The following is a 1,321-nucleotide window of genomic DNA, read 5'->3' on the forward strand; positions in this document are numbered from 1 at the left end:
GTCCTCGATTGATCTGAAGAATGCCGCACGTCTTAGCCAAAGCGCCGCAAAAGGCAATCGGCCGGCCGGCAATTATTGCCGCGGCATCAGCCTCCGAACGATTCACGAAGCGCAAATCGCTGTCATCATAAGTCATGCACGGTCGGCTGACTTCCGGTTAAGGTGCAGCGCGCGGGGCGAAACAGGAGGAGTTTCGCCATGTCCCAGTTGAGTGGTATCGTGAGTCTGTTCCTGATCGCGGCGGCATTCCTGACGTCGTGCGACAATCAGCAGTCGCCGCCGAAGGCGATGGCCCCCTTACACGTCAGCGAATAAGCCAGAATACAAAGCGGCCCCGTCTCTCGACGGGGCCGCTTTGTCGTTGCTGTCAATGCCAGTAAGGCGTGACCTTGTAGTAATTGTAAGATTCGTCGCGCGCCACCTCGCCATCCGCCCCGCTCAATTCGTTGATCGAATAGGCAGGCGCCGCTCTGAGTTGTTCCTTGGAAAACGGCACGACATAGCCGCCCTTGTCCTCATCATAGTCGAGGCTTGCCCACGGAATGGCGTGATATTTTTCGCCAATGCCGAGGAAGCCGCCAAAACCGATCACCGCGAACATGATGCCGTTCGTCATCTTGTCGAGCATCACATCCTCGATGCTTCCGATGCTCGTGCCTTCGGTATTGTAGACCGATGTACCGATGACGCGTGAGGCGGCGATGGCTTGGGTGTGACCTGTCTGGGTTGTCATGATTGTGCTCCTCATTGTGGTTTAGAACCATACTTGGACAATGAGGGGCGCGGGCGAAGGTTCCCGACTTTTTCGGCGACGCCCGGTCACTCCGCGAGGATGAAGGTAACCTTCATATTGACGCGATAAGCAACAATCTTGCCGTCTTGGACGACGATCTTCTGGTCCTGGATCCAGGCGCCCTCGACGTTCTTCAGGGTTTTCGAGGCGCGCGCAATTCCCTGTTCGATGGCGTCCTGAAAGCTCTTCTTCGACGACGATGTGATTTCGGTGACGCGGGCGACGGACATGGCTTCCTCCTGCCAAAACGCTCAGTTGCAAGGCAAGCGTATAGCCGGCTCGTGCCTTCCACAAGCGCCGGCAGTCGGCAGGGTATGCGTCCGGCCTTAGAGGCCCTTGGCGATACGGTCGAATGCCATCAGCCGCTCGAGCAGGGCTGGCATGTCCTTTAACGGCAGCATGTTCGGGCCATCCGACGAGGTCGAATTGTCAGGATCCTGGTGGGTCTCGATGAACACGCCGGCAACGCCGACAGCGACGGCCGCGCGCGCCAGCGTCTCGACAAAACGACGTTCACCGCCCGAGGAC

Annotated in this window: 2 protein-coding genes and 1 pseudogene; all 3 read right to left on the reverse strand. The window is 58.4% G+C overall.

From position 1 onward, the window contains the following. Window positions 1–367 precede the first annotated feature (367 nt). A complete protein-coding gene (locus EOC06_RS37390; RefSeq protein ID WP_127397501.1) occupies window positions 368–733 on the reverse strand; it encodes a PRC-barrel domain-containing protein in 366 nt (121 codons plus the stop codon). Between the two features lie 86 nt (window positions 734–819). Beyond that, entirely contained in the window at window positions 820–1,023 is a 204-nt protein-coding gene (locus EOC06_RS37395; protein WP_013531476.1) for a dodecin family protein, read from the reverse strand. Between the two features lie 96 nt (window positions 1,024–1,119). Then, window positions 1,120–1,321, reverse strand: a pseudogene (locus EOC06_RS37400) (3-deoxy-8-phosphooctulonate synthase); the annotation flags it as partial.

Source organism: Mesorhizobium sp. M7A.F.Ca.MR.362.00.0.0 (assembly GCF_004023175.1).
Classification (GTDB): Bacteria; Pseudomonadota; Alphaproteobacteria; order Rhizobiales; family Rhizobiaceae; genus Mesorhizobium.

Bases quoted from the DNA above. Each gene is read 5' to 3' on its own strand.
- EOC06_RS37390 (WP_127397501.1), bottom strand. From the start codon at position 733: ATGACAACCCAGACAGGTCACACCCAAGCCATCGCCGCCTCACGCGTC.
- EOC06_RS37395 (WP_013531476.1), bottom strand. From the start codon at position 1,023: ATGTCCGTCGCCCGCGTCACCGAAATCACATCGTCGTCGAAGAAGAGC.